Here is a 25,331-nt window from a genome sequence, read left to right on the forward strand (position 1 = left end):
GACGCCGCGCCGCTCAGCTGCCGGCCTCGGGGCCCCGCTCCAGCGCGCGCCTGACCTCGTCCAGTGCGCCCGGGTCGTCGAGCGTGGACAGGTCGCCCGGATCGCGGGACTCCGCCAGCGCCTGCAGCGATCGCCGCAACAGCTTGCCCGAGCGCGTCTTCGGCAGCGCGTTGACCACGTACACGCGCGCGGGACGGGCGACGCCGCCCAGCTGCTCGACCACCACTTTCTGCATCTGCGCGGCGGTCTCGCTGGCTTCCTCGTCCGAATGCGCGCGCTTGAGCGTGGCGAACACGATCGGCACCTGCCCCTTCACCGCATCCTGTACTCCGATTACCGCGGCCTCGGCCACATCCGGGTGGCTCGACACCGACTCCTCGATCTCACGCGTGCCCAGGCGGTGCCCCGCGACGTTGATCACGTCGTCGGTGCGCCCGAGGATGAAGGTGTAGCCGTCCTCGTCGCGGATCGCCCAGTCCAGCGAGCTGTACAGCAGTTCCTTGAAGTGGCCGAAATAGCTGTCGACGAAGCGCTGGTCGTTGCGCCAGACCGTACTCATGCAGCCGGGCGGCAGCGGCGGCTGGATCACCAGCACGCCCTTCTGCCCCGCCGGCGCATCCTCGCCGGTCGCTTCGTCGATCACCCGCAGGCGGAAGCCCAGGTTGGGCAGGCCGGGCGAGCCGAAGCGCACCGGCTTCATCTCCACGCCGGGCATCAGGGTCAGCACCGGCCAGCCGGTCTCGGTCTGCCAGTAGTTGTCGATCACCGGCGTGCCGAGCACCTCGGAGATCCAGCGCGCGGTCGGCTCGTCCAGCGGCTCGCCGGCCAGGAACAGGTGCTGCAGCGAGGACAGGTCGCGGTCGGTGATGAAGGACGGGTCGTGCTTCTTCAGCACGCGCAGCGCCGTGGGCGAGGAGAACATGGTGCGCACGCCGTAGCGCTCGACGATGCGCCACCAGATGCCCGCGTCGGGCGAGGTGGGCAGCCCTTCGTAGATGATCGAGGTCGCGCCCGCGATCAGCGGCCCGTACACGTTGTAGGAATGCCCGACCACCCAGCCGATGTCGGAGGTGGAGAACATCACCTGCCCGGGCCGGATGTCGTACACCGCCCACATCGACAGCGCCAGCGCCACCGCGTAGCCGCCGACGTCGCGCTGCACGCCCTTGGGTTTGCCGGTGGTACCGGAGGTATAAAGAATGTAGCTCGGCTCGTTGGACTCGAGCCAGGCCACCGGCACGTCCGCGTCCTCGTGCGCGCGGCGCAGCGTCGCGTAGTCCACGTCGCGACCTTCGCGCAGCGCCAAAGGTCCGGCGAGGCCGCGGTCGACCACCAGCACCTTCTCGGGCGGATGCCCGGCGCGCGACAGCGCCTCGTTGACCAGCGGCAGGAACGGGATCACCTTCCCGCCGCGGATGCCGGCATCCGCGGTGACCAGCACGCGCGGCTGCGCGTCGTCGATGCGCAGCGCCAGGTTGTGCGCGGCGAAGCCGCCAAACACCACCGAGTGGATCGCGCCGATGCGCGCGCAGGCCAGCATCGCCACCACCGCGTCCACGGTATGCGGCATGTAGATCACCACGCGGTCGCCGCGCCCGACGCCGAGCGACTGCAGGCTCGCCGCAAACACGTTCACCTCGCGGTGCAGCTCGCGGTAGCTGAGTTCGCGGATGCTGTCGGTCTCGGTCGACCAGCCGACCAGCGCCAGCTGCTCGCCGCGCTCGTCCAGGTGGCGGTCGACCGCGTTGAAGCACAGGTTGGTCTCGCCGCCGACGAACCAGCGGCGGAACGGCGGATTGGAGTAGTCGAGGATGGCGTCCGGCGCGCGATGCCAGTGGATGGCCCGCGCCTGTTCCGCCCAGAATGCTTCCGGTGCCTCGACCGACTGCCGGTACAGATCTTCGTAGCGCATGGCCGTCTCCGCGATGTCCCGGCCAGAGGCTAGGCCCGCGTTCGCCGGAATGCGTTAAGACCTTCGTATGAGCACGCCCTTGTGCGCGGAAAAGCCGGGAAAACGGCTGGAAAATGAACTTTCCCGCCGATGTTGACCGAATCGATCAATGGAGTTGATCGAACCGATCAATCCGCGAACCGCGCGGGCCAGGGACTCCGCCGACACCCGCCCTCGGTCCCGGGGTGCAGGCAGTGTCCGCCCTTGGCGCCGTCCTGCCCGGGGCCGGAGGTGATGTTCCGCCCGGGCGACCCGGGGCGCTGAGGTCCCAGGTGCCCGGGTCGCGCTCGAGAGCAAGTGCGCTCCATGGCGGCCATGCTTTCTCCCCTTCGTATAATGCCGCGCCAGACCGGCAGCCAGGGACGCGCCTCGGACGATGCAACGCCTCCATTACAGGCCCGAGGTGGACGGGCTGCGCGCGATCGCGGTGATCGCGGTGCTGCTGTTCCATTTCGATCCGCGCCTCGCGCCCGGCGGCTTCACCGGGGTCGATATCTTCTTCGTCATCTCGGGCTTCCTGATCAGCTCGATCATCATCCGCTCGCAGGCTGGCGACGGCTTCTCCTTCCGCGACTTCTACGCCAGCCGCGTGCGGCGCATCGTTCCCGCCTATGCGGCGGTGGTGTTCGGGACGCTGGTGGCCGGGTGCCTGCTGATGCAGTCGGCCGACCTGGTGCGGCTGGGGACCGCGGCCACCTGGAGCCTGCTGGCGGCGCCCAACATCTTCTTCTGGCTGCACCTGGATACCGGCTACTTCGCCACCGACAGCCGCCAGCTGCCGCTGCTGCACTTGTGGTCGCTGGGCGTGGAAGAGCAGTTCTACCTGCTGTGGCCGATCCTCCTGCTGCTCGGCCTGAAGCTCCGCCGGCAACGGCTGCTGTCCGGGCTGGTGGCGCTGCTGTGCCTCGTCTCCTTCGCCTATGCGCACCACCAGGCGGCCATCGATCCGTCGCTCGCCTACTACATGCTGCCCGCCCGCGCGGGTGAACTCGGGATCGGGGCCATCCTCGCCCTGGTGCCAGCGGTCAGGAACCCGTCGCGCGACGGAGGAATCATCTACGAAGCCGTCGCGGTGGCCGGCCTGTGCCTGATGGCCTGGAGCCTCTACGCGCTGGATGGAAGTTCCCGCTTCCCGGGCTGGAACGCCCTGCCCGCCTGCCTGGGCGCAGCGCTGGTAATCTGGTCCGACAGCCGGCGGCGCTGTGCCGCCCTGGCGCCCCTGCGCTGGCGCCCGATGGTCGCGGTCGGGCTGATCTCCTACTCCCTGTATCTCTGGCACTGGCCCGTGCTGGCCTTCGCGCGCTACCTCGGCGTGCAGCCGGACACGCGCGCGGGCTGGGGACTGCTGGCGCTGATCCTGGTGCTGTCGATTTCGAGCTACTGGCTCGTCGAACGCAGGGCACGGTCGCTCCGGCTCCCGGGCGCGCGAGTGGCAGCCCTCCTGTTCTTCGTTCCGGTGACGATCCTGCTGGTCATGTCGATCGTCGTGACGACGCAGGCCGGCCGCATCTCGGCGCTCGCCGGAAACGGCGTCGACGCCGCCGAGCGCAGGCTGCTCGCCGACACCGCGCCCGCCTACGAATTCCCGTACAACTGCCAGCTCGAACAGTTCGATCCCGGGGTGCTGGAGCAGCCGCGGTGCGTGCACGGGACCGCTGCTTCCGGCAACCCGGATGTCCTGCTGTGGGGAGACTCCCACGCCGCGCACTATATCGGCGTCCTGGCCTCGGTCGCGGACCGGAACGGCTTGTCGGTGCGGAACGCATCGCTGTCGACCTGCCCGCCCGTACTGGGCAAGCGGGAGAGCTATGGCATGCCGGTCTATCGACGGGCATGCGCGCAGTTCCGCGGGCTCATCCGCGACAGGATCGCCGCCTATCCCGTGGTCGCGATCGGTGCGCAATGGAGCGTGCACGGACACAACCGCCATTTCTGGAAAGATTTCGGGAAAACTCTGGACAGCTTGGTTGCCGAAGGCAAACGTGTCGTCCTCTTGGCCGAAGTGCCCCTTTTCCCGAACTACGACCGGCACTGCGAGATCCGCAACCTTCGCTACGAGTTCGTCGACTGCGTCGCAGCCGTGACCCGCGTGGACGAGGGAACCGGCGGCGCGAACGCGCGGCTGGCTGCACTCGCCGCCGATCGGCCCGGTGTAGAAGTGCTGGACATGCACGATCTTGTCTGCCGCGACGGGTCCTGCACGCCATACATCGACGGACAGCCGGTCTATTTCGATTCCTCGCACTTGAGCATGGCCGGATCCTGGATCCTGGGCGAACGCCTGCCCGGCTCAGGTATCCCGATCCCCACCGCGCTCCGCGGCGTTCGAGAACGGAAACCGTCGGCCGACTGAGGGGTGCCCGGGCAGGCAAGCAGCGGCACGCCCTAGCCTGGACGCAACAGGAGTCGCTCCCCGCACGGGGCGGGGGCGGCGGCGCCCTGGCCTGCGGCAACCGCCCGGCCCCGGGCGCCACAGAACAAAGGCCGGGTTTCCCCGGCCTGTGCTGCATTCAAGGTGGGCGATCAACCCAGCAGGTGCGCCACGCCGCTGCGCTCTTCCTCGAGCTCGGCCAGGGTCTTGTCGATCGCCTTCTGGCTGAAGTCGTCGACCGGGAGGTCGCGGACCATCGTGTACTCGCCGTTCTCGGTCGTCACGGCGAAGCCGAAGATCACGCCCTCCGGGATGCCGTAGGAGCCGTCGGACGGGATGCCCATCGTCACCCACTTGCCGTTGCTGCCCAGCGCCCAGTCGCGGATGTGGTCGATCGCGGCGTTGGCCGCCGAGGCCGCCGAGGACAGGCCGCGCGCTTCGATGATCGCCGCACCGCGCTTGCCCACCTTCGGGATGAACTCGTTGGCGTTCCAGTCGGCGTCGCCGATCCGATCCTTCAGCGATTCGCCCTTGACCGTGGCGAAGCGGTAATCGGGATACATGGTCGGACTGTGGTTGCCCCACACCACCAGCTTCTCGATGTCGCCCACGGCCACATTGGCCTTGGCGGCGAGCTGGCTCAGCGCGCGGTTGTGGTCCAGGCGCAGCATGGCGGTGAAGTTCTTCGCCGGCAGGTCGGGTGCGGACTTCATCGCGATATAGGCGTTGGTATTGGCCGGGTTGCCGACCACCAGCACCTTGACGTTGCGCGAGGCGACCTTGTTCAGCGCGGCGCCCTGGGCGGTGAAGATCTTGGCGTTCTCCAGCAGCAGGTCCTTGCGCTCCATGCCCGGACCGCGCGGGCGCGCGCCGACCAGCAGCGCGTAGTCGGCGTCCTTGAACGCGACTTCGGGGTCATCGGTGCCGACCATGCCGGCCAGCAGCGGGAACGCGCAGTCCTCCAGCTCCATCATCACGCCCTTGAGCGCGGCCTGGGCCTTGTCCATCGGCAGCTCGAGCAGCTGCAGGATCACCGGCTGGTCCTTGCCCAGCATCTCGCCCGAGGCGATGCGGAACAGCAGGGCGTAACCGATCTGGCCGGCGGCGCCGGTCACTGCGACACGAACGGGAGCTTTCATCGGGAGTTCCTCTTGCGAAGTTGAATGCAGGCCAGCGCGTCGCGCACCGACCCGACGGGGAGAATGGGGTGGGCCGGCGCGCGCATCGCGTCGCTCAGGCCAGTTCCGCGAAGAACTCGCGGAAGCGCTGCAGGCCCGGCGCGAGCTGCGCCTCCGGGCAGGTGTAGCTGATGCGCAATGCGCGCGGTTCGCCGAAGGCCGACCCCGGCACGCAGGCCACGCCCTTGGCTTCCAGCAGCGCGTTGCACAGCTCGACGTCGCTGCCGATGCGCAGGCCCGTCGGCGCGTGCGTGCGGCCGAAGGCCACGCTGATGTCGGGGAACACGTAGAACGCGCCCTGCGGCCGCGGACAGACCACGCCGGGGATCTGCGCCAGCATCTCGAGCACCTGGTCGCGGCGACGCGCGAAGCCTTCGCATTGCGCCTGGGGCACGTCCTGCGGCCCGGACAGCGCCGCCACGGCGGCGGCGGTCACCACTTCGGGCACGTTGGTGATGTGGGTCGAGTTGAGCGCGGTCAGCGCCTTGGCCACGACCTCCGGTCCGGCCATGAAGCCGGTGCGCCAACCCGGCATGCCGTAGGTCTTGGACAGCGAGTCGACGAAGATGACCCGGTCGCGCAGGTCCGGCCGCAGGTGCAGGAAGTTGTGGTAGCCCACGCCGTCGAACACCATGCGGTGGTAGATGTCGTCGGTGATCACCCAGGTATCCGGATGGCGCGCGACCACCTCGGCCAGCGCGGCGATCTCTTCGCGCGTGTAGACCATCCCGGTCGGGTTGGAGGGATTGTTGAACAGGAACACCCTGGGCTTACGCGCCAGGGCCGCATCGAGCTGCGCGGGGACCAGCTTGTAGTCCTGCTCCGGCGGACACGGCAGCAGCTGGATGTCGGCACCCAGCAGCTCGCCGATGTCCAGGTAGCTGGTCCAGTACGGCGTGGCGAAGGCGAAGCCGTCGCCCGGGTCGAGCAGCGCCTCGCACAGGTTGAACAGCACGTGCTTGGCGCCGATGCCGGTGGCGCAGTTGGCGCGCGTGTAGCCGGTCAGGCCGGCCGCCTCGAGGTGGCCCAGGAAGGCGTCGAGCAGCGCGTCGGCACCGCGGTTGCTGCCGTACTGGCCGGAGTCGCGCTCGAGCGCCTCGCGCGCGGCCGCGTACACGTGCGGCCCCGGCAGGAAGTTGGGCACGCCGATCGAGAAGCTGATGATGTCGCGCCCCTGCGCCTTGAGCTGCCGCGCCCGTTCTGCGACGAGCATGATCGCGCTCTGCTTGGCGCGACCCATGCGGCGGGCGAGTTGCGGCATTGCGAGGGTTCCGGAAGGGGGATCGGGGCCGGCGGCGGCGGCGGCGGAAGCCGGGCTGCGGCCGCGGATTCTAGCACGCACGGCCGCGGCGGACCCGGCTGGAGCGTACGCAAGCCCCTGTTTCCATTGCATCGAACGGTCGAGCGCGAGGCCGCGACCACGGCGCTCCCCAGCGCCCGCCCCCCCGCCTTCGAAGTGGAAAGCGGCGCCACGCCGGCAGCCGCCCGACCCGTGCGGACGGGCGGCGCCGTTGCCGGGCTCAGGCGGCCAGGATGCGATCCCACTCGGCGACGCGGTCGGCCTTCGCCGCCAGTGCCGCGTCGGCGTCGCCCTCGATCTTCACCGACTTGATTCCGTCGCCCTGCTTCACCGAGTCCACCACGTCCAGGCCCTGGGTGACCTTGCCGAACACGGTGTGCTTGCCGTCCAGCCAGTCGGTCTTGATGTGGGTGATGAAGAACTGGCTGCCGTTGGTGTTCGGGCCGGCGTTGGCCATCGACAGGACGCCGCGCTCGTGCTTCACGCCGTTGCCGGTCTCGTCCTCGAAGCGGTAGCCCGGCCCGCCGGTGCCGGTGCCCTTGGGGCAGCCGCCCTGGATCATGAAGTCCGGGATCACCCGGTGGAAGTTGAGCCCGTCGTAGAAGCCGCGCCGGGCCAGGTTGACGAAGTTGGCGACGGTCAGCGGCGCCTTGTCGGCGAACAGCTCGACCCTGATCTCGCCCCGGTCGGTATCGAAAACGGCGAAAAGGCTCATGTATTCAGCTCCAGTGGCCCGGATGGGGCGGTTGACCCGATATAATAGCCCGCTTCCCCTCCACCCTCCCCGCGCCCTGCCCCCTCCCAGGCAGCGTGTGCGGATGACCCGACCTCCGAATCCATGTCCATCGAACGCCTGCGCAACATCGCCATCGTCGCCCACGTCGACCACGGCAAGACCACCCTCGTCGACCAGTTGCTCAAGCAGTCGGGCACCCTCAGCGAACGCACCGTCCTCGCCGAACGCGTGATGGACAGCAACGACCAGGAAAAGGAACGCGGCATCACCATCCTGGCCAAGAACACCGCCATCACCTGGCAGGGCAACCGCATCAACATCGTCGACACCCCCGGCCACGCCGATTTCGGCGGCGAAGTCGAGCGCGTGCTGTCGATGGTCGATTCGGTGCTGCTGCTGGTCGACGCGATGGACGGTCCGATGCCGCAGACGCGCTTCGTCACCCAGAAGGCGTTCGCGATGGGCTTCAAGCCGATCGTGGTGATCAACAAGGTCGACCGTCCGGGCGCGCGTCCGGAGTGGGTCGTCGAGCAGGTCTGGGACCTGTTCGACCGCCTCGGCGCCACGCCCGAGCAGATGGACTTCCCGATCATCTACGCCTCGGGCCTGAACGGCTACGCCGGCCTGACCGACGACGTGCGCGAGGGCGACATGACCCCGCTGTACGAGGCGATCATGCAGCACGTACCCGCGCCGCCGGTGGACCTGGACGGCCCGTTCCAGATGCGCATCAGCCAGCTGGACTACAACAACTTCGTCGGCGTGATCGGCATCGGCCGCGTGCAGCGCGGCACCGTGCGCAAGAACATGCCGGTGGCGGTGATCGACCGCAACGGCAACAGGCGCCAGGGCAAGGTGCTGCAGGTGCTGGGCTTCATGGGCCTGGAGCGCATCGAGCAGGAGACCGCGCAGGCCGGTGACATCGTCGCGATTTCCGGCATCGCCGAGCTGACCATCTCCGACACCGTCTGCGCGCTGGAGGCCCCCGAAGCGCTGCCGGCGCTGACGGTCGACGAGCCGACCATCTCGATGACCTTCCAGGTCAACAACTCGCCCTTCGCCGGCAACAAGGACCTGTCGGGCGGCAAGTTCCTCACCAGCCGCCAGATCAAGGACCGGCTCGAGCGCGAAGCGGTGCACAACGTCGCCCTGCGCGTCGAGCAGCTCGAGGACGCCGACAAGTTCCTGGTCTCCGGCCGCGGCGAGCTGCACCTGTCGGTACTGATCGAGAACATGCGCCGCGAGGGTTTCGAGCTCGCCGTGTCGCGTCCTGAAGTGATCATCAAGGAGATCGACGGCCAGCTGATGGAGCCGATCGAACAGCTGGTGGTCGACGTGGAAGAGACCCACCAGGGCGCGGTGATGGAGAAGCTGGGCATGCGCAAGGCGCAGCTCAAGAACATGGAGCCCGACGGCAAGGGCCGCGTGCGCCTGGACTACGAGATCCCGGCGCGCGGCCTGATCGGCTTCCAGAACGAGTTCAAGACGCTCACCTCGGGCAGCGGCCTGCTGTTCCACGTGTTCGACCACTACGGCCCCAAGGAGCAGGGCGCGATCGCCAAGCGCCAGAACGGCGTGATGATCGCCAATGCGCCGGGCACCACGCCGGCCTATTCGCTTGGGCCGCTGCAGGACCGCGGCAAGCTGTTCGCGGCCGAAGGCGACAACGTCTACGAAGGCCAGCTGGTCGGCATCCACTCCAAGGACAACGACCTGACGGTCAACGTGATCAAGGCCAAGCCGCTGACCAACATGCGCGCTTCGGGCAAGGACGACGCGATCCAGCTGTCGCCGGCGATCAAGTTTTCGCTCGAGCAGGCGCTGGACTTCATCGACGACGACGAGCTGGTCGAGATCACGCCGAAGGAAATCCGCCTGCGCAAGAAGCTGCTGACCGAAAGCGACCGCAAGCGGGCCAGCCGCGCGGCGTGAGCCGAACGCTGTTTACCGGCTGGAGGCCGGGCGTCACCGCACAGGCGACGCTGGCCGCGCTGCGCGACCGCATCGTCGCCGCGCGGCCCACCGACGCGCCGCGGCTGTCGCTGCGCCGTCCCGACCAGTGGCACGTCACCCTGTGCTTCGTCGCACGCGAGTTCGACGACGCCCTGGTGGCCGCGACAGGGGACGCGCTCGCGTCCGCAGCGGCGCTGGTACCGCCGCACGGGTTCAGCATCGAACGCCTGGCGGTCTGGCGCCACGCCGGCGCCCTGGTCGCCCTGCCGCGGCCCGGCTCGCTGCTGCAGGTCCTGTGCGACGCCCACCGGGATGCGCTGCGCGAGTCCGGTATCCGCCCGCAGGAGGCGACCACCCAGCCGCATGTGACGCTGGCCTATCTGGAGCGCGGCGCGCCGCCGCAGCCCTGGGTGGAGCAGGTCGACTGCAGCGGCGAAGCGCTGCGGGTCGAGGCGTTCGAACTGCTGTTCAACGCTGGCGGCCGCTACCAGGCGCTTGGCGAATGGGCACTGCACGGCACCTCGCCGCCCACGCAGCGCCAGCCTGGACTGTTCTGACCGCCATGCACGCCCCCGCCGACCTTGCCGCCCTGCCGGCACCGGGCAACACCGACCCTGCGCTGCGCGCGGTGGCGCTCTTCGAAGCGGCCAAAGGCGTCGTGTCGCTGGTCGGCGCCGGCGCGCTGGCCTTTGCCGGCGCGGCGCGGCTGCAGCTGTGGGCCGGGATGCTGCTCGCCCGCATCCAGGGCCACGCGCCCGGCACAGGCTGGCTGCAGCGGATGATCAGCGCCGACTCGGTCCGGCTGGTCGCGCTCGCCATCGCCGCCTACGGCCTGTTGCGCCTGGTCGAGGCCTGGGGCCTGTGGCGCGCACGCGCCTGGGCGTCGTGGCTGGGCTGCGTGTCCGCCGCGCTCTACCTGCCGTTCGAGGTGCACGCGCTGGTCCGCCATCCGGGCTGGATCGCGGCGACGGTGCTGGCGATCAACCTCGTGATCGTCGCGATCCTGGGTCGCGACCTGCTGCGCCGGCGCTGAGGCCGGCGTCGCGTCCGCCTCCGGTCAGGCGCTGACCGGCGGATTGAGCTGGGCGTGCTTGCGCACGATCAGCATTGCCGTTTCCAGCGCCTGCTCGTAGTTCAGGCGCGGATCGACCGTCGAGCGGTAGGCGCGCTCCAGGTCCCCTTCGGTGAGCGCGCGCGCACCGCCAGTGCACTCGGTGACATCTTCGCCGGTCAGCTCCAGGTGCACGCCACCCAGGCGCGTGCCGGCGGCGGCATGGATGTCGAACGACTGCTCGATCTCGCTGCGGATGTTGTCGAAGCGGCGCGTCTTGTAGCCGTTGCTGGTGGACTCGGTGTTGCCGTGCATCGCATCGCAGATCCACAGCACGCGGCGCCCTTCGCGCTTCACCGCCTCGAGCAGCGGCGGCAGCTTGCTGGCGACCTCGGCCGCGCCCATGCGATGGATCAGGCCGAGTCGGCCCGGTTCGTCGTCCGGGTTGAGCACGTCGATCAGGCGCAGCAGCTGGTCGACCGTCGCGCTGGGGCCGACCTTGACCGCGATCGGGTTGCGGATGCCGCGGAAGTATTCGGTGTGCGCGCCGTCCAGCGCGGCCGTGCGCATTCCGACCCACGGGAAATGCGTGCTGAGGTTGAACCAGCCCCACTGGCGCGGCACCTGGCGCGTCTGCGTTTCCTCGTAGGGCAGCAGCAGCGCCTCGTGCGAGGTGTAGAAATCGACGCGGTTGAGGCTGTGGATCTGCCGCCCGGCCAGCGTTTCCATGAAGCGCACGGCATCGCCGATGCCGGCCACCATCTTCTGGTATTCGCCCGCCAGCGGCGCTTGCGACACCCAGCCCAGGCCCCAGTACTCGGGATGGTGCAGGTCGGCGAAGCCGCCGTCGATCAGGGAACGCACGAAGTTCATCGTCATCGCCGAACGCGCGTGCGCCTTGACCATGCGCCGCGGGTCCGGCACGCGGGCCTCGGCGGTGAACGCCGGGCCGTTGACGATGTCGCCGCGGTAGCTCGGCAGTTCCACGCCGTCGCGCAGTTCGGTACCGGCCGAGCGCGGCTTGGCGTACTGGCCCGCGAAGCGGCCCACGCGCACCACCGGCAGCTTCATGCCGTGCACCAGGACCAGGCTCATCTGCAGCAGCACCTTGAGCCGGTTGGAGATGATCTCCGAGCTGCATTCGGCGAAGTTCTCGGCGCAGTCGCCGCCCTGCAGCAGGAAGCGCTTGCCTTCCTGCGCCTCGGCCAGCTGCTGCTTGAGCGCCAGGATCTCGCGCGAGGTCACCAGCGGCGGCAGCTGGCGCAGTTCGTCCTGCACCTCGCCCAGCGCCGCCTCGTCCGGATACGCCGGCATCTGCAGCGCCGGGCGCGAACGCCAGCTGCCTGGATGCCAATCTTCGGGGAGGTTCACGGCCTGGAGGTTGCGATCTGCGCTTTGCATGGGAGTGCCCGGTACGAACACGCATGGTGCGCCGCTTGCTGCGGCGCGTCAATTTCAGCTGCAACAGCCGACTAGGCGCGACGACGCAGGCCTGCGTGCAGCCCCCAGAAGCCCAGCAGGACGAACCAGATCAGGCTCCACCACGGCATCGACAGGCCGAGGAAGGTCCAGTCGACCGCGCCGCAGTCGCCCGTGCCGGTGAGCACCTGGCGGACCAGGCTGGGCGTGTCCATCGTCTCGCGCATGAAGGCGAACGGGGCGCCGCAGGCCGGGATCTCCGGCGGGAACAGCTGCAGCCACACGTGGCGTCCCGCAATGCCGATGCCCACCGCCGCAGCGGCAAGCGCGAGCAGCGCCCACAGCTGTTGGCCGCCCCGCGCACGCGGCGCGAACACGCCGGCCAGCAGCATCACCAGCCCCAGTGCCGCGAACGCGATGCGCTGGAAGATGCACAGCGGACAGGGCTGGAGGCCCCAGGCCAACTGGCTGTAGATCGCGAAACCGATGAGCGCGAAACAGACGGCCGCACCGGCCAGCATCTGCGAACGGAACGACCAGCGGAGAGGATTCATGGGCGCCTTGGGCTTGGACACAGGCCGCATTATCGCCGCTGCCGGGCACCGGGCGCACGCGACTGGACGTGTCGGCGGCACGGCTCGCCGGAGACCCCAGGCGTGCCCGCCCGCAGACGATATGGACCGGGCTGCCGCGCGCGACGAAAGCGGGGACATCGCGCCTGCGGCGTTCCGGCGCCCGAAAAGCAGAAACCCCGGCCGGGCCGGGGTTTCGCATCACATCCTGCGGAGGCTGCTTACTCGGCCGCCGCCTGCGGGCGATCCACCAGCTCCACGTACGCCATCGGCGCGTTGTCGCCGGCGCGGAAGCCGCACTTGAGGATGCGCAGGTAGCCACCCGGACGCGCGGCGTAGCGCGGACCCAGCGTGGTGAACAGGTTGCCGACCGCTTCCTTGTCGCGCAGGCGCGAGAAGGCCAGGCGGCGGTTGGCGACGCTGTCGACCTTGCCAAGGGTGATCAGCGGCTCGGCGACGCGGCGCAGTTCCTTGGCCTTGGGCAGGGTGGTCTTGATCAGTTCGTGCTTGAACAGCGAGGCGGCCATGTTGGTGAACATCGCCTGGCGGTGGGCGCTGGTGCGGTTGAACTTGCGACCGGCTTTCTGGTGACGCATGGTCTGGATTCCTTAGGAAAGAAGTGTGGAGCCTTGGACGTCTGTGTCGCCTTCCTGGCGCTGTATGCGGACTGCGGGTGGTCCTTGCCGGCGTCCCTTGCCGGTCGTGCCGCGGGCTTGTGCCCGTCGGGCGGGTGTTGCAATGACTACGGTGAAACCGGGGCTGCCATCCATGGCGCAACTGCGCGGAATTCGGAACGCCCGGCCCGGCCATCCGTGGCCGGGCGTTCGGCAGCGCGCGAGCCAGCGGCTCGCAAGCGCGCTACCTCACCCAAGCATCCCGTGGGCCGAGACGCCGGCCGGCGGCCAGTTCTCGAGCTTCATGCCGAGCGACAGGCCACGCTGGGCCAGCACTTCCTTGATCTCGGTGAGCGACTTCTTGCCCAGGTTCGGGGTCTTGAGCAGCTCGACCTCGGTCTTCTGGATCAGGTCGCCGATGTAGTAGATGCTCTCGGCCTTGAGGCAGTTGGCCGAACGCACGGTCAGCTCGAGGTCGTCGATCGGACGCAGCAGGATCGGGTCGACGCCCGGGGTCTGCGCCTTCTGGCCGCCGCGGTCGCGGTGGGTGAAGTCGCCGAACACGCTCAGCTGGTCGGTGAGGATGTCGGCGGCGGTGCGCACGGCTTCTTCGGCGTCGATCGTGCCGTTGGTCTCGATGTCCAGGACCAGCTTGTCCAGGTCGGTGCGCTGTTCGACGCGGGCGGCCTCGACTTCATAGGCCACGCGGCGGACCGGCGAGAACGACGCGTCCAGCATCAGGCGACCGATGGCGCGGGTCTCTTCGTCCGGACGACGACGGGCGGCGGCCGGCTGGTAGCCGAAACCGCGCTCGATCTTCAGGCGGATGTTGAGCTGGGTGTCCTTGGTGAGGTGCGCGATCACGTGGTCGGGATTGAGGATCTCGACGTTGTGGTCGGTCTTGATGTCGGCGGCGGTGACGACGCCGGGGCCCGACTTGCTCAGCGTGAGCGTCGAGCTCTCGCCCGTGCCCATGCGGATCGCGACGTCCTTGAGGTTGAGCAGCACCTCGAGCACGTCTTCCTGCAGGCCTTCGATCGTGCTGTACTCGTGCAGCACGCCGTCGATCTCGACTTCGGTGATCGCGAAGCCGGGGATCGACGAGAGGAGCACGCGGCGAAGCGCGTTGCCCAGGGTATGGCCATAGCCGCGCTCCAGCGGCTCGATCACGACCTTCGCGCGATTGCCGGCGAGGCGTTCGATCTGGGGACCACGGGGGCGCAGGACCTGGTTGGCGGTAACAGTCATATTCGTAGCGTCTCCTGCAGTGCCACCGCATCCGTCGACGCGTGGCCCTGGACGTTTGGAGCCCCTTGCTGGCAAGGGGTGGCCCGTGCGCAGGCACGGGCCGGGGGAGTTGTTGCTGGTGCCGCGGGACGACCCGCCGCCAGTCCTTACTTCGAGTACAGCTCGACGATCAGCGCTTCGTTGATGTCGGCGGGCAGGTCGCCGCGGTCCGGGACCGCCTTGAACACGCCGCTGAACTTCTTCTGGTCGACTTCGACCCACGAAGGCGACAGGTCCATGCTGGACGAGACGGTCAGCGCTTCCTGGACGCGCATCTGCTTCTGCGCCTTCTCCGACAGCGCGATCGCGTCGCCGGCCTTGACCTGGTAGGACGGCAGGTTGACCGGCTTGCCGTTGACCGTGACGCCGCGGTGCGAGACCAGCTGGCGGGCGGCCGGACGGGTCACCGCGAAGCCCATGCGGTAGACGACGTTGTCCAGGCGGGTCTCGAGGAGCTGCAGCAGGTTCTCACCCGTGTTGCCCTTCTTGTTCGAGGCCTTCTTGTAGTAGTTGCGGAACTGGCGCTCCAGCAGGCCATAGATACGCTTGACCTTCTGCTTCTCGCGAAGCTGCAGGGCGTAGTCGGACAGCTTGCTGCGACGCGCGCCGGTGCCGGCGCCGTGCTGGCCGGGCTTCTGCTCCAGCTTGCACTTGGAGTCGAGCGCACGGGTCGGGGACTTGAGCGAGAGGTCGGCGCCTTCGCGGCGCGCGAGCTTGCAGGTGGGACCGATATAACGAGCCATTTCTTATCGCTCCCTTAGACGCGACGCTTCTTCGGCGGACGGCACCCGTTGTGCGGGATCGGCGTCACGTCGATGATGTTGGTGATCTTGTAGCCCACGTTGTTCAACGAACGCACGGCCGACTCACGACCCGGGCCGGGGCCCTTGATGCGGACTTCCAGCGACTTCACGCCGTAGTCCAGCGCATCCTTGCCCGCCTTCTCGGCGGCCACCTGCGCGGCGAACGGGGTCGACTTGCGCGAACCGCGGAAACCCGCGCCGCCCGAGGTCGCCCACGACAGCGCGTTGCCCTGGCGGTCGGTGATCGTGATGATGGTGTTGTTGAACGAAGCGTGCACGTGCGCGATGCCGTCGGTGACGACGCGCTTGATCTTCTTCTTCTGCTTGGCAGCCGGCTTGGCCATGGTCTGGGCTCCTTACTTCTTGATGGCCTTGCGCGGACCCTTGCGGGTGCGTGCATTGGTCCGGGTGCGCTGGCCACGCAGGGGCAGGCCGCGGCGGTGGCGCAGGCCGCGGTAGCAGGCCAGGTCCATCAGGCGCTTGATCGCCATGCCGATTTCGCGGCGCAGGTCGCCCTCGACCACGTACTTGCCGACTTCGGCGCGCAGGCGCTCGACTTCCGGCTCCGACAGGTCGCGGATCTTGGTGTTCGAGGCCACGCCTGCGGCATCGCAGACCTGCTTCGAACGGGTACGGCCGATGCCGTAGATGCTTTGCAGCCCGACCCAGACGTGCTTCTGGGCAGGCAGGTTGACACCTGCAATACGCGCCATGCGCGGATCTCCAACTGGTTGGTCGGCCAGGAACGGTGGTCCCCGGCGGAGTGAACACGAAATTCTAACAGGGTCCCGGGTTGCTTGGAAGCCGGAGACGCCACGGCGCCCCGACCCGGCATGGGGAGTGTGCCCATGCTCCGGCGACGGACCCCGGCTGGCAGTACGGGGTCTCCCCCGCCCTGCCCCGCGCACTACTCTGGTGCGCGAAAGGCCTGGATCCACCCCCGCGCGGGACCGCCGCGGGAGTCGCCCATCGTGCCGGGGGAGGCTGTGCTCCGCGCCGGCTTGAATTCCTGCGGCCATCCGGGCCGCGTCCGTCCGGACGTCCCGTCCGGGTCCTGCTCGCGCGGGCCTGGGCCCGCGCCACATATTCTACCGTCTTACCGCGTCCTGGCGCCGCCCCGGAGGTTGGCCTTCTTGAGCAGGCTTTCGTACTGGTGCGACATCAGGTGGGCCTGGATCTGGGCGATGAAGTCCATCACCACCACCACCACGATCAGCAGCGAGGTGCCGCCGAAGTAGAACGAGACGTTAAGCTCGGCCCGCATGAACTCCGGCAACAGGCAGACCAGCACCAGGTAGCCGGCGCCGGCGGCAGTGAGCCGGGTCAGCACCCCGTCGATGTACTCGGCCGTGGCCTTGCCGGGGCGGATGCCCGGTACCAGCGCGCCCGACTTCTTGAGGTTGTCGGCGGTTTCCTGCGAGTTGAACACCAGCGCGGTGTAGAAGAACGCGAAACCGGCGATCAGGCCCGCGTACAGCAGGATGTACAGCGGCTCGCCGGGCGAGAGCGCCTGCGCCACCCGCTGCAGCCACTGCGCCGAACCCGCCTGGCCGAACCAGGTGGTGGCGGTGGCCGGGAACATGATGATCGACGAGGCGAAGATCGCCGGGATCACGCCCGCCATGTTGAGCTTGAGCGGCAGGAACGAGGTCTGGTTCATGTACGCGTTGCGGCCACCCTGGCGGCGCGCGTAGTTGACCGTGATCCGGCGCTGGCCGCGCTCGACGAACACCACGAAGTAGGTGAACACCGCCACGATCACCGCGATCATGATCACCGCGATCGGGCTGACGTCGCCGTTGCGGGCCGCCTCGATGGTACCGATCACCGCCGAGGGCAGTCCGGCGACGATACCGGCGAAGATGATCAGCGACACGCCGTTGCCGATGCCGCGCTCGGTCACCTGCTCGCCCAGCCACACCAGGAACATGGTGCCGGCGGTGAGGGCGACGATCGCGGTCAGCACGAAGCCTGGACCCGGCGCGTACACCACCGGGATGCCGGTGCCGGCGCCCTGGCTCTGCAGCGCGATCGCGATGCCGGCCGACTGGAAGATCGCCAGCGGGATCGCGCCGATGCGCGACCACTGGGTGATCCGGCGGCGGCCGGACTCGCCTTCCTTCTGGATCGCCTTCAGGCTCGGCACGATCTGCACCATGAGCTGCATGACGATCGAGGCCGAGATGTAGGGAATCACGTTGAGCGCGAACAGGCTGAAGCGCTCAAGGGCACCACCGGAGAACATGTTGAACATGTCCACGATGGTGCCTTCCTGGCGTTCCATCAGCTGCAGCATCGCGTCCGGGTTCACGCCCGGCACCGGGATGTAGCAGCCGATGCGGTAGACGATCAGCGCACCGAGCACGAACAGCAGGCGCTGGCGCAGTTCGGTGAACTTGCCCGCGCCGGCCAGACCCGACATCGCTCCCGCGCTTCGCGCCATGCCGTGCTTACTCCTCGATCTTGCCGCCGGCGGCCTCGATCACCGCGCGCGCACCGGCCGTCACCAGCAGGCCCTTGAGCACGAGCTTCTTCGAGATCTCGCCGTTCTTGACGACCTTGGCCTTCTTCGCGGTGCTCGGCACCAGCTTGGCGGCGCGCAGGGCGGCGAAGTCGACGTCGCCGTCCAGCTTCTCGAGCTGGTACAGGAACACTTCGGCGGTGTCGGCCTTCAGCTTCGAGCGGAAGCCGATCTTCGGCAGGCGCATGTGCATGGGCATCTGGCCGCCTTCGAAGCCGGCCTTGATCTTGCCCTTGCCGGCGCGCGCGAACGAACCCTTGTGGCCGCGGCCGGCGGTCTTGCCGAGGCCGGAACCGATGCCGCGACCGACGCGGGTGCGCTCCTTGCGGGCGCCGTCGGCAGGCTTGAGCGTATTGAGCTTCATGATTATTCCTCCACCTTCACCAGGTAGTGGACCTTGTTGATCAGGCCACGAACCTGCGGGCTGTCCTTCAGTTCGCGGACGTCGTTGAGCTTGTTCAGGCCAAGCGCGCGCACCGACAGGCGGTGCTTCGCCTGCGAGCCGCGCAGGCCCTTGACCAGGCGCACCTTGACGGTGCCGCCGGCGGCTTCGTTCTTAGCCATTGAGGATCTCCTCCACCTTCTTGCCGCGCTTGGCCGCGATGCGGGCCGGCGACTGCATCTCGGTCAGGCCCTTGACGGTGGCGCGCACCAGGTTGATCGGGTTGCGCGAACCGGTGGCCTTGGCCAGCACGTCCTTCACGCCCACCGCTTCGAGCACGGCGCGCATCGCGCCGCCGGCGATCACGCCGGTACCCTCGGAAGCCGGCTGCATGAACACGCGGGCGGCGCCGTGGCCGGACTTCACCGTGTGGAACAGCGTGCCGCCGTTGAGGTCGACCGTGTTCATGTTCTTGCGCGCGTATTCCATCGACTTCTGGATCGCGACCGGCACTTCGCGCGCCTTGCCGTAGCCGAAGCCGACCTTGCCGTTGCCGTCGCCCACCACCGTCAGCGCGGTGAAGGTGAACTGGCGACCGCCCTTGACGGTCTTGCTGACGCGGTTGACCGCGACCAGCTTCTCGATCATGCCGTCGTCGATTTCTTCCCGGTCGCGATTGCGGTCGCGCCCGCGGGATTCACGTTGTTCTGCCATTGCCATGTCTCTGTTGGAGGGAATTTGCGGCTTGGCCGCTTATGGTTGTGGTCTGGAGCGGTGGATCGCGTCCGTCGGACAGAAGCCGCGGCGCGCCCGGTGCACCCTGCACCGGCAGGTCGGCATGAAAAGCGACATGGCGCCGGCCATGCCGCTTTCAAGCATCAGAACTGCAGGCCACCCTCGCGGGCGGCGTCGGCCAGCGCCTTGACGCGGCCGTGGTAGCGATAGCCCGAGCGGTCGAAGGCAACCGTCTCGATGCCGGCGGCCTTGGCCTTCTCGGCGATGGCGCGGCCGACCTTGGCGGCGGCTTCGGCGTTCTTGCCATTCTTCAGGCCGTCGCGGACGTCGGCCTGGGTGGTGCTGGCCGCGGCCAGGACCTTGGAGCCGTCGGCGCTGAACACCTGGGCGTAGACGTGCTGGCCGGTGCGCAGCACCGACAGGCGCGGCACGCCGAGTTCGCGGATGTGCGCACGCGTGGACTTGGCGCGGCGCAGGCGGGCGATTTTCTTGTCCATGGATATGCTCTGTGGCGGGAAGCGGATCGGCTGGCGGGGCCGGCGCAGGGCCGGCGGTCCGCATTACGCCTTCTTGGCTTCCTTGCGGATGATGACTTCGTCGGAGTACTTCACGCCCTTGCCCTTGTAGGGCTCCGGCGGACGGAATCCGCGGATCTTGGCGGCAACCTCGCCCACCAGCTGCTTGTCCGCGCCGGCGACCACGATCTCGGTCTGGGTCGGCGTGGTGATGGTGATGCCTTCGGGGGCCTTGAACACGACCGGGTGCGAGAAGCCCAGCGACAGGTTCAGGTCCTTGCCCTGGGCCGCGGCACGGTAACCGACGCCGACCAGCTCGAGCTTGCGCTCGAAGCCCTGCGAGACGCCTTGGACCATGTTCGCGACGATGGCGCGCAGGGTGCCGGTGAGGGCGATCTGCGAGGGGTCGTTGGCCGAGAGCAGCGCGTTGCCGTCCTCGATGTTGACCTGGATGTCGGCCGGCTTGACCACCGACAGGGTGCCCTTCGGGCCCTTGACGCTGATCGAGCCCGGCTGGGAGCTGACTTCGACGCCCTTCGGGAGGGCGATCGGCTTCTTGGCGATGCGGGACATCTGCGTTACTCCCTTAGGCCACGAAGCACAGGACCTCGCCGCCGACGCCCTGCTGGCGCGCCTGCGCATCGGTCATGATGCCCTTCGAGGTGGAGATGATGGCGACGCCCAGGCCACCGAGGACCTTGGGCAGCGCGTCCTTGCCGCGGTACTGGCGCAGGCCCGAGCGCGACACGCGCTTGAGCTGCTCGATCACCGGACGGCCTTCGAAATACTTGAGAACGATCTCGAGTTCGGCCTTGGCGCCGTTCTCGGTCACGCGCAGGTCGCCGATATAGCCTTCGGCCTTCAGCACGTTGGCGATGGCGACCTTGGTCTTGGAGGACGGCATCTTCACCGTCGGCTTGCCGACCGCGGCCGCATTCCTGATGCGGACCAGCATGTCGGCGATGGGATCAGTCATGCTCATGGGAGTTCCTTATGAGTGCACCGATATCCGCTTTCGCGAAAATCTGCTTGGGTTGTCCACGGCCGGTGGGCCGGGCCGTCGCTCGCCCGCTGGCGCGGGCAAGCCGGCGATTATATACGACTGGCGCGCCCGTGTGGGGCGCGGCCGTCGCATCCATCCGCGGCGCGACCGCCGCGGTGGCGCCTGCCCGCCGTGGCGGGCAAGGTCGGGCTTACCAGCTGGCCTTGCGCAGGCCCGGCACGTCGCCGCGCATCGTGGCCTGGCGCAGCATGTTGCGGCCGAGGCCGAACTTGCTGTAGACGCCACGGGGACGGCCGCTCATCGCGCAGCGGGTCGTCTGGCGCGAAGCCGACGAATCGCGCGGCAGCTTCTGCAGCCTGGTCGCGGCCTCGATCTTCTCCTCGTAGCTCGCCGTCTGGCTGGAGACGATCTTCTTCAGCTCGGCGCGCTTGGCGGCGTGCTTCTTCACCAGCTTGGCACGCTTGGCCTCGCGGTTGACCATGGAGGTCTTCGCCATATCTGTTTCCTCAGTTGCGGAACGGGAAGCGGAAGGCCTCGAGCAGGGCCTTGGCTTCGGCGTTGGTCTTGGCCGTGGTGGTGATGGCGATGTCCATGCCGCGCACCGCGTCCACCTGGTCGAAATCGATCTCCGGGAAGATGATCTGTTCCTTGACGCCCATGTTGTAGTTGCCGCGGCCGTCGAACGACCGCGCCGACACGCCGCGGAAGTCGCGCACGCGCGGCAGCGAGACGTTGACCAGGCGGTCGAGGAACTCGTACATCTTCGCGCGGCGCAGGGTGACCTTGCAGCCGATCGGCCAGCCGTCGCGGATCTTGAACGAGGCCACCGAGATGCGCGACTTGGTCACCAGCGGCTTCTGGCCGCTGATCTTCGCCATGTCGGCGGTCGCGTTCTCGAGGATCTTCTTGTTGGCCGCGGCCTCGCCCACGCCCATGTTGAGCGTGATCTTGGTCAGGCGCGGGACCTGCATGATGTTGTCGTAGCCGAATTGCTGCATCAGCTTCGGAACAACTTCATCCTTGTAGAACTTTTCCAGACGGGTCGTCATTGTCTTCTTTCCTGGGGATCAGGCGGGTCTTGTCAGACCGCCTCGCCACTCGAGCGGAACACGCGCAGCCGCCGTCCATCCTCGAGCACCTTGGTACCGACGCGCTCGCCCTTGCCGGTGGCAGGGTTGAACAGCATCACGTTCGACACGTGGATCGGCGACTCGCGCTCGATCACGCCGCCGGGCTGGCCGGCCTGGGGGTTGGGCTTGGTGTGGCGCTTGACGATGTTGATGTTCGACACGACGACCTTGTCGCCGAGCACGCGCACCACGTCGCCGGTCTTGCCCTTGTCGCGGCCCGCGATGACGACCACCTGGTCGCCCTTCTTGATTCGATTAGCCATGGTCTTTGTCCTCTCCGCTCACAGCACTTCGGGAGCGAGCGAGACGATCTTCATGAACTTCTCGGTACGCAGCTCGCGGGTCACAGGCCCGAAGATGCGGGTGCCGATCGGCTCCTGCTTGTTGTTGAGCAACACCGCGGCGTTGCCGTCGAAGCGGATCAGCGAACCGTCGGGACGGCGCACGCCCTTGCGGGTGCGCACCACGACGGCGTCGTAGACCTCGCCCTTCTTGACCTTGCCGCGCGGGATCGCGTCCTTGACCGAAACCTTGATGATGTCGCCGATCGCGGCGTAACGGCGCTTGGAGCCGCCGAGCACCTTGATGCACATCACTTCCTTGGCGCCGGAGTTGTCGGCCACGTCGAGGTGGCTCTGCATCTGGATCATGGGAAGCGTCCTCCGTTATTCGGCCGCGCGGGCGACGATCTCGACCACGCGCCAGTTCTTGGTCTTCGAGATCGGGGCCACTTCCACGAGGCGGACGATGTCGCCTTCCTTCGCGGTGTTGTCGGCGTCGTGGGCGTGCAGCTTGGTCGAGCGACGGATGTACTTGCCGTACAGCGCGTGCTTGACGTTGCGCTCGACCAGGACGGTGACCGTCTTGTCCATCTTGTCGCTGACCACGCGGCCCTGGACCGTGTTCTGCTTCTTTTCGCTGTTGTTCATGGTCGTATGCCTTACTTCTTCGCCGACAGCAGCGTGTTGACGCGCGCGATCTCACGACGCACGCGACGCGCCTCGTGGGTCTTGGTCAGCTGGCCGGTCGCCTTCTGCATGCGCAGGGCGAACCGCTCCTTCTGCAGCTCCACCAGGTGGCTCTGCAGCTCGTCCGCGGACTTGCCGCGCAGTTCCTTCGTCGTCGCCATCAGCGCACCGTCCGGGTCACGAAAGTGGTGGTCACCGAGAGCTTGGCCGCGGCCAGGCGGAACGCCTCGCGCGCCACGTCCTCGCTCACGCCCTCGATCTCGTAGATCATGCGGCCGGGCTGGATCTGCGCGACCCAGTACTCCACCGAGCCCTTGCCCGAGCCCATTCGCACTTCGATCGGCTTCTTGGTGATCGGCTTGTCGGGGAACACGCGGATCCACATCTTGCCGCCGCGCTTGACGTGGCGGCTGATCGAGCGGCGGCCGGCCTCGATCTGGCGCGCGGTCAGCTGGCCGGTCGCGGTGGCCTTGAGGCCGTACTCGCCGAAGCTGACGGCGTTGCCGCTCCACGCCAGGCCGTCGTTGCGGCCCTTGTGCATCTTGCGGTATTTGGTTCGCTTGGGTTGCAACATGACTTAGTCCCTCGCCTCGCGGTCGCCACGGTCGCGGCGCGGTCCGCGCGGACGCTCACGGTCGCCGCGGTCGCCACGCTCGCCACGCGGCGAGTCGTCCTGCTTCTCCTGGCCCACCTGGCTGAAATCGAAGATTTCGCCCTTGTAGATCCAGGTCTTGATGCCGATGATCCCGTAGGTCGTCTTGGCCTCGGCGAAGCCGTAGTCGACGTCGGCGCGCAGCGTGTGCAGCGGCACGCGACCCTCGCGGTACCACTCCGAACGCGCGATCTCGGCGCCGTTGAGGCGGCCGGCGACGTTGACCTTGATGCCCAGCGCGCCCAGGCGCATCGCGTTGCCGACCGCGCGCTTCATCGCGCGGCGGAACATGATGCGGCGCTCCAGCTGCTGCGCGATCGACTCGGCGACCAGCTGCGCGTCGAGTTCGGGCTTGCGCACCTCGGTCACGTTGATGTGGGCGGGAACGCCCATCATCTCGCTGACGTCCTTGCGCAGCTTCTCGATGTCCTCGCCGCGCTTGCCGATCACCACGCCCGGGCGGGCGGTGTGGATCGTCACGCGCGCCGTCTTGGCAGGACGCTCGATCAGGATCTTGCTGATGCCGGCCGCGGCGAGCCGCTTGCGCAGCATGTCGCGGACCTTGAGGTCGGCGGCCAGGTAGCCGGCGTATTCCTTCTTGCCGGCGTACCACTTGGAGTTCCAGTCCTTGGCGATGCCGAGGCGGATGCCGGTGGGATGAACTTTGTGACCCATATTACTTGCCCTCTCCCACGACGACGGTGATGTGGCTGGTGCGCTTGAGGATGCGCGTGCCGCGGCCCTTGGCGCGCGCCATGAAGCGCTTCAGCAGCGGACCTTCGTCGACGGTGATCGTGGCGATCTTCAGCTCGTCGATGTCGGCGCCTGCGTTGTTCTCCGCGTTGGCGATCGCCGACTCGACCAGCTTTTTGATCAGGTGCGCCGCCTTCTTGTCCGAGAACTTGAGCAGGCTGACCGCACGCTCGGCCGGCAGGCCGCGGACCTGGTCGGCGACCAGGCGCGCCTTCTGCGGCGAGATGCGGGCCGTGCGCAGCACGGCGGTCCGCTTGTTGATCTCGGAGCGCGCGCGCTTGGCTTCTTCGTGCTTGGCTCGTGTTGCCTTGTCCATCGTGCGCTCCTTACCTGCCCGACTTCTTGTCGCCGCCGTGACCCTTGAAGGTCCGGGTGAGCGCGAATTCGCCGAGCTTGTGGCCGACCATGTTCTCGTTGACCAGCACCGGGACATGGTTCTTGCCGTTGTGGACGGCGATCGTGAAGCCCACCATTTCCGGCAGGATCATCGAACGGCGCGACCAGGTCTTGATCGGCTTCTTGGTGTTGCCCGCCGCTTCCACCTTCTTGATCAGATGGTGGTCCACGAACGGACCCTTCTTCAGTGAACGTGCCATGGCCGATTAACTCCTGCGATCGCGCACGATGAATTGCTGGGTGCGCTTGTTCTTGCGCGTCTTGTAGCCCTTGGTCGGCACGCCCCACGGAGTGACCGGGTGCGGGTTGCCCTGGCCGGCCTTGGCCTCGCCACCGCCGTGCGGATGGTCGACCGGGTTCATCGCCGCGCCGCGGACGGTCGGCTTGACGCCGCGCCAGCGCTTGGCACCGGCCTTGCCCAGCTTCTCGAGGTTGTGCTCGACGTTGCCGACCTCGCCGATCGTGGCGCGGCACTCGGCCGGCACGCGGCGCATCTCGCCCGAACGCAGGCGGATCAGCGCGTACACGCCTTCGCGGGCCACCAGCTGCACGCCGGCGCCGGCGGCGCGGGCGATCTGCGCGCCCTTGCCCGGCTTCATCTCGATGCAGTGCACCGTGGAGCCGACCGGGATGTTGCGCAGCGGCAGGGTGTTGCCGGCCTTGATCGGGGCGTCGTTGCCCGCGATCACCTGGTCGCCGGCCTTCAGGCCCTTCGGCGCGATGATGTAGCGGCGCTCGCCGTCGACATAGCACAGCAGCGCGATGTGCGCGGTGCGGTTGGGGTCGTACTCGATCCGCTCGACGCGCGCCGGGATGCCTTCCTTGTCGCGCTTGAAGTCGATGATGCGGTAATGCTGCTTGTGGCCACCGCCCATGTGACGGGTGGTGATGCGGCCGTGGTGGTTACGGCCACCGGTCTTGCCCTGCTTCTCGACGAGCGCCGCGTGCGGGGCTCCCTTGTGCAGGTCGGGCGTCACCACGCGGACCGCGCTGCGGCGGCCGGGGGACGTGGGCTTGAACTTCATCAATGGCATGGGAGCT

General features: G+C 68.0%; 33 protein-coding genes. 4 read left to right on the forward strand and 29 right to left on the reverse strand.

The features are described 5' to 3' along the window. Positions 1 to 13: 13 nt before the first annotated feature. Positions 14 to 1,912 carry a propionate--CoA ligase gene (gene prpE, locus ACFQ2D_RS15115; RefSeq protein ID WP_280943438.1) on the reverse strand — a complete coding sequence of 633 codons (1,899 nt, stop codon included), beginning with the start codon at positions 1,910 to 1,912 and terminating at the stop codon, positions 14 to 16. Positions 1,913 to 2,327: 415 nt separating this feature from the next. On the opposite strand from prpE, the gene ACFQ2D_RS15120 reads away from it, so the two are divergent. Then, positions 2,328 to 4,304 carry an acyltransferase family protein gene (locus ACFQ2D_RS15120; protein WP_280943437.1) on the forward strand — a complete coding sequence of 659 codons (1,977 nt, stop codon included), beginning with the start codon at positions 2,328 to 2,330 and terminating at the stop codon, positions 4,302 to 4,304. 170 nt (positions 4,305 to 4,474) lie between these two features. Here the strand turns inward: ACFQ2D_RS15120 and ACFQ2D_RS15125 are convergent, their stop codons facing one another. From ACFQ2D_RS15125 to ACFQ2D_RS15135, 3 genes are all read right to left on the reverse strand, one after another. After that, entirely contained in the window at positions 4,475 to 5,461 is a 987-nt protein-coding gene (locus ACFQ2D_RS15125) for a malate dehydrogenase (RefSeq protein WP_280943436.1), read from the reverse strand. A gap of 94 nt (positions 5,462 to 5,555) precedes the next feature. Next, positions 5,556 to 6,761 (reverse strand): aminotransferase class I/II-fold pyridoxal phosphate-dependent enzyme, encoded by a 1,206-nt coding sequence (locus ACFQ2D_RS15130; RefSeq protein ID WP_280943435.1) that lies wholly within the window; start codon positions 6,759 to 6,761, stop codon positions 5,556 to 5,558. Between the two features lie 259 nt (positions 6,762 to 7,020). Next, complete coding sequence (locus tag ACFQ2D_RS15135; protein ID WP_280943434.1) at positions 7,021 to 7,515, reverse strand: peptidylprolyl isomerase; 495 nt, start codon at positions 7,513 to 7,515, stop codon at positions 7,021 to 7,023. A gap of 123 nt (positions 7,516 to 7,638) precedes the next feature. On the opposite strand from ACFQ2D_RS15135, the gene typA reads away from it, so the two are divergent. Genes typA through ACFQ2D_RS15150 form a run of 3 tightly spaced genes read left to right on the forward strand, consistent with a single transcriptional unit; the run spans position 7,639 to position 10,522 of the window. Next, positions 7,639 to 9,468: a translational GTPase TypA gene (typA, locus tag ACFQ2D_RS15140; protein WP_280943433.1), complete on the forward strand. Its 1,830-nt coding sequence runs from the start codon at positions 7,639 to 7,641 to the stop codon at positions 9,466 to 9,468. Further along, positions 9,465 to 10,046 carry a 2'-5' RNA ligase family protein gene (locus ACFQ2D_RS15145; protein WP_280943432.1) on the forward strand — a complete coding sequence of 194 codons (582 nt, stop codon included), beginning with the start codon at positions 9,465 to 9,467 and terminating at the stop codon, positions 10,044 to 10,046. The genes typA and ACFQ2D_RS15145 overlap by 4 nt, the downstream gene beginning before the upstream one ends. 5 nt (positions 10,047 to 10,051) lie before the next feature. After that, positions 10,052 to 10,522, forward strand: a complete 471-nt coding sequence (locus ACFQ2D_RS15150; RefSeq protein WP_280943431.1) for a DUF2127 domain-containing protein — start codon at positions 10,052 to 10,054, stop codon at positions 10,520 to 10,522. 24 nt (positions 10,523 to 10,546) lie between these two features. On the opposite strand, the gene ACFQ2D_RS15155 is transcribed toward ACFQ2D_RS15150, so the two are convergent. The 25 genes from ACFQ2D_RS15155 to rplB form a co-directional block, all read right to left on the reverse strand. Further along, on the reverse strand, positions 10,547 to 11,941 hold the full coding sequence (locus ACFQ2D_RS15155) for a class II 3-deoxy-7-phosphoheptulonate synthase (RefSeq protein ID WP_280943430.1): 1,395 nt from the start codon (positions 11,939 to 11,941) through the stop codon (positions 10,547 to 10,549). A gap of 71 nt (positions 11,942 to 12,012) precedes the next feature. Further along, entirely contained in the window at positions 12,013 to 12,513 is a 501-nt protein-coding gene (locus ACFQ2D_RS15160) for a disulfide bond formation protein B (protein ID WP_280943429.1), read from the reverse strand. 239 nt (positions 12,514 to 12,752) lie between these two features. Next, entirely contained in the window at positions 12,753 to 13,127 is a 375-nt protein-coding gene (rplQ, locus tag ACFQ2D_RS15165) for a 50S ribosomal protein L17 (protein ID WP_280943428.1), read from the reverse strand. A gap of 267 nt (positions 13,128 to 13,394) precedes the next feature. Continuing rightward, positions 13,395 to 14,393 carry a DNA-directed RNA polymerase subunit alpha gene (locus ACFQ2D_RS15170; RefSeq protein WP_280943427.1) on the reverse strand — a complete coding sequence of 333 codons (999 nt, stop codon included), beginning with the start codon at positions 14,391 to 14,393 and terminating at the stop codon, positions 13,395 to 13,397. A 146-nt stretch (positions 14,394 to 14,539) separates the two neighbouring features. Further along, the gene (gene rpsD / locus ACFQ2D_RS15175; protein WP_280943426.1) at positions 14,540 to 15,175 is read right to left on the reverse strand and encodes a 30S ribosomal protein S4; all 636 of its coding nucleotides are present in this window, start codon (positions 15,173 to 15,175) and stop codon (positions 14,540 to 14,542) included. A gap of 14 nt (positions 15,176 to 15,189) precedes the next feature. Beyond that, positions 15,190 to 15,579 carry a 30S ribosomal protein S11 gene (gene rpsK, locus ACFQ2D_RS15180; protein ID WP_280943425.1) on the reverse strand — a complete coding sequence of 130 codons (390 nt, stop codon included), beginning with the start codon at positions 15,577 to 15,579 and terminating at the stop codon, positions 15,190 to 15,192. Between the two features lie 12 nt (positions 15,580 to 15,591). Then, the gene (rpsM, locus tag ACFQ2D_RS15185; protein ID WP_280943424.1) at positions 15,592 to 15,948 is read right to left on the reverse strand and encodes a 30S ribosomal protein S13; all 357 of its coding nucleotides are present in this window, start codon (positions 15,946 to 15,948) and stop codon (positions 15,592 to 15,594) included. Positions 15,949 to 16,331: 383 nt separating this feature from the next. Continuing rightward, on the reverse strand, positions 16,332 to 17,657 hold the full coding sequence (gene secY / locus ACFQ2D_RS15190) for a preprotein translocase subunit SecY (protein WP_386795719.1): 1,326 nt from the start codon (positions 17,655 to 17,657) through the stop codon (positions 16,332 to 16,334). 28 nt (positions 17,658 to 17,685) lie between these two features. Further along, positions 17,686 to 18,120 carry a 50S ribosomal protein L15 gene (gene rplO, locus ACFQ2D_RS15195; RefSeq protein ID WP_386795703.1) on the reverse strand — a complete coding sequence of 145 codons (435 nt, stop codon included), beginning with the start codon at positions 18,118 to 18,120 and terminating at the stop codon, positions 17,686 to 17,688. Positions 18,121 to 18,122: 2 nt separating this feature from the next. Further along, positions 18,123 to 18,320, reverse strand: coding sequence for a 50S ribosomal protein L30 (gene rpmD / locus ACFQ2D_RS15200; RefSeq protein WP_280943422.1), 198 nt, complete (start codon positions 18,318 to 18,320; stop codon positions 18,123 to 18,125). Further along, entirely contained in the window at positions 18,313 to 18,852 is a 540-nt protein-coding gene (gene rpsE / locus ACFQ2D_RS15205; protein WP_280943421.1) for a 30S ribosomal protein S5, read from the reverse strand. The genes rpmD and rpsE overlap by 8 nt, the downstream gene beginning before the upstream one ends. A 164-nt stretch (positions 18,853 to 19,016) precedes the next feature. Continuing rightward, entirely contained in the window at positions 19,017 to 19,376 is a 360-nt protein-coding gene (gene rplR, locus ACFQ2D_RS15210) for a 50S ribosomal protein L18 (protein WP_280943505.1), read from the reverse strand. 57 nt (positions 19,377 to 19,433) lie between these two features. Next, positions 19,434 to 19,961, reverse strand: a complete 528-nt coding sequence (gene rplF, locus ACFQ2D_RS15215; RefSeq protein ID WP_280943420.1) for a 50S ribosomal protein L6 — start codon at positions 19,959 to 19,961, stop codon at positions 19,434 to 19,436. A 13-nt stretch (positions 19,962 to 19,974) separates the two neighbouring features. Next, positions 19,975 to 20,370, reverse strand: coding sequence for a 30S ribosomal protein S8 (gene rpsH / locus ACFQ2D_RS15220; protein ID WP_280943418.1), 396 nt, complete (start codon positions 20,368 to 20,370; stop codon positions 19,975 to 19,977). A gap of 211 nt (positions 20,371 to 20,581) precedes the next feature. Then, positions 20,582 to 20,887 (reverse strand): 30S ribosomal protein S14, encoded by a 306-nt coding sequence (gene rpsN / locus ACFQ2D_RS15225; RefSeq protein WP_280943417.1) that lies wholly within the window; start codon positions 20,885 to 20,887, stop codon positions 20,582 to 20,584. Positions 20,888 to 20,897: 10 nt separating this feature from the next. Further along, the gene (gene rplE, locus ACFQ2D_RS15230) at positions 20,898 to 21,440 is read right to left on the reverse strand and encodes a 50S ribosomal protein L5 (RefSeq protein WP_280943416.1); all 543 of its coding nucleotides are present in this window, start codon (positions 21,438 to 21,440) and stop codon (positions 20,898 to 20,900) included. Between the two features lie 32 nt (positions 21,441 to 21,472). Further along, positions 21,473 to 21,784 carry a 50S ribosomal protein L24 gene (rplX, locus tag ACFQ2D_RS15235; RefSeq protein WP_280943415.1) on the reverse strand — a complete coding sequence of 104 codons (312 nt, stop codon included), beginning with the start codon at positions 21,782 to 21,784 and terminating at the stop codon, positions 21,473 to 21,475. An 18-nt stretch (positions 21,785 to 21,802) separates the two neighbouring features. Further along, positions 21,803 to 22,171 (reverse strand): 50S ribosomal protein L14, encoded by a 369-nt coding sequence (rplN, locus tag ACFQ2D_RS15240; RefSeq protein ID WP_280943414.1) that lies wholly within the window; start codon positions 22,169 to 22,171, stop codon positions 21,803 to 21,805. Positions 22,172 to 22,186: 15 nt separating this feature from the next. Further along, on the reverse strand, positions 22,187 to 22,450 hold the full coding sequence (gene rpsQ / locus ACFQ2D_RS15245; protein ID WP_280943413.1) for a 30S ribosomal protein S17: 264 nt from the start codon (positions 22,448 to 22,450) through the stop codon (positions 22,187 to 22,189). Between the two features lie 11 nt (positions 22,451 to 22,461). Further along, the gene (gene rpmC, locus ACFQ2D_RS15250; RefSeq protein ID WP_280943412.1) at positions 22,462 to 22,650 is read right to left on the reverse strand and encodes a 50S ribosomal protein L29; all 189 of its coding nucleotides are present in this window, start codon (positions 22,648 to 22,650) and stop codon (positions 22,462 to 22,464) included. Then, positions 22,650 to 23,063: a 50S ribosomal protein L16 gene (rplP, locus tag ACFQ2D_RS15255; protein ID WP_280943411.1), complete on the reverse strand. Its 414-nt coding sequence runs from the start codon at positions 23,061 to 23,063 to the stop codon at positions 22,650 to 22,652. The genes rpmC and rplP overlap by 1 nt, the downstream gene beginning before the upstream one ends. A gap of 3 nt (positions 23,064 to 23,066) precedes the next feature. Further along, the gene (gene rpsC / locus ACFQ2D_RS15260) at positions 23,067 to 23,816 is read right to left on the reverse strand and encodes a 30S ribosomal protein S3 (RefSeq protein WP_280943410.1); all 750 of its coding nucleotides are present in this window, start codon (positions 23,814 to 23,816) and stop codon (positions 23,067 to 23,069) included. Position 23,817: 1 nt separating this feature from the next. Continuing rightward, positions 23,818 to 24,210: a 50S ribosomal protein L22 gene (gene rplV, locus ACFQ2D_RS15265; protein WP_280943409.1), complete on the reverse strand. Its 393-nt coding sequence runs from the start codon at positions 24,208 to 24,210 to the stop codon at positions 23,818 to 23,820. 10 nt (positions 24,211 to 24,220) lie between these two features. After that, on the reverse strand, positions 24,221 to 24,490 hold the full coding sequence (gene rpsS / locus ACFQ2D_RS15270) for a 30S ribosomal protein S19 (RefSeq protein ID WP_280943408.1): 270 nt from the start codon (positions 24,488 to 24,490) through the stop codon (positions 24,221 to 24,223). Positions 24,491 to 24,496: 6 nt separating this feature from the next. After that, entirely contained in the window at positions 24,497 to 25,324 is an 828-nt protein-coding gene (gene rplB, locus ACFQ2D_RS15275; RefSeq protein ID WP_280943407.1) for a 50S ribosomal protein L2, read from the reverse strand. Positions 25,325 to 25,331 lie beyond the last annotated feature (7 nt).

It is taken from the genome of Luteimonas composti, from assembly GCF_042678665.1.
Taxonomy (GTDB): Bacteria; Pseudomonadota; Gammaproteobacteria; order Xanthomonadales; family Xanthomonadaceae; genus Luteimonas; species Luteimonas composti.